This window comes from Kitasatospora sp. NPDC059722, from assembly GCF_042733235.1.
Classification (GTDB): Bacteria; Actinomycetota; Actinomycetes; order Streptomycetales; family Streptomycetaceae; genus Kitasatospora.
In genome coordinates this window covers 193,638-193,982 of record NZ_JBHWGD010000008.1, presented here as the reverse complement: position 1 = coordinate 193,982, position 345 = coordinate 193,638, and the positions used below count along the sequence as shown (strand labels likewise).

Below are 345 nucleotides of genomic sequence, written 5' to 3'. Positions count from 1 at the left end.
GGCGTCCCGGGGGCGGGCGTGCCCGGGGCGGGGGTCGCGGCCGGGTCGGTCGGCGCCCCGCTCGGGCTCGCGGGCCCGCTGGTCGGGGAGGCCGTGGCGGCGGGGGTGCCGGGCGGGGTGCCGGGCGCGTCGGGCTCCGGCGCGGGCGCGTCGGGGCGGCTCGTTCCGGTGCCGCCGAGCTGCTCGACGGCGTCGGTGCCGACCTCGCCCCGGCCCATCACGAGCGGGAGGCCCATCAGCACGACGCCGACGGCGGCCGCGGCGACGGCCGGGCGGGGCACCCGTCGGGGGGGGCGCGGGGCGCGCGCGGGGGGAGAGGGCGCGGGCGGAGCGGGTCGGGTGTGG

General features: G+C 86.1%; 1 pseudogene. It reads right to left on the bottom strand.

Annotation, left to right across the window (positions count from 1 at the left end):
* Positions 1 to 281, bottom strand: a pseudogene (locus ACFV4F_RS07685) (hypothetical protein); the annotation flags it as partial.
* Positions 282 to 345: the final 64 nt, after the last annotated feature.